Source organism: Streptomyces hygroscopicus subsp. hygroscopicus (assembly GCF_030269125.1).
Taxonomy (GTDB): domain Bacteria; phylum Actinomycetota; class Actinomycetes; order Streptomycetales; family Streptomycetaceae; genus Streptomyces; species Streptomyces hygroscopicus_C.
Genome location: NZ_BSSM01000069.1, coordinates 1 through 418, shown reverse-complemented (window position 1 = coordinate 418; position 418 = coordinate 1). Strand labels below are relative to the sequence as shown.

General features: G+C 71.3%; 1 protein-coding gene. It reads left to right on the top strand.

Features of this window, described 5'->3' with window-relative positions; translation table 11 throughout:
- On the top strand, positions 1-418 hold a 418-nt coding region (locus tag QSK45_RS38130; protein WP_285563541.1), incomplete at both ends, for an Ig-like domain-containing protein.

Below are 418 nucleotides of genomic sequence, written 5' to 3'. Positions count from 1 at the left end.
AGCGGCGGCACCGCAACCCTCACCACCTCCACCCTCGCCGTCGGCACCCACTCCCTCACCGCCGTCTACAGCGGCGACGCCGACTTCACCGGGTCCACCTCACCCGTGGACACCCAGACGGTCACCCAGGGGGCGAGTACCACCACCCTCACCTCCGCGCCCGATCCGTCTGTCTTCGGCCAGGCGAAAACCCTGACGGCGACGGTCACCGCCGTACCACCCGGTGCGGGCACCCCCACCGGCACCGTCAGCTTCTTCGACGGCGCCACCCTCATCGGCACCGCCACACTCAGCGGCGGCACCGCAACCCTCACCACCTCCACCCTCGCCGTCGGCACCCACTCCCTCACCGCCGTCTACAGCGGCGACGCCGACTTCACCGGGTCCACCTCACCCGTGGACACCCAGACGGTCACCC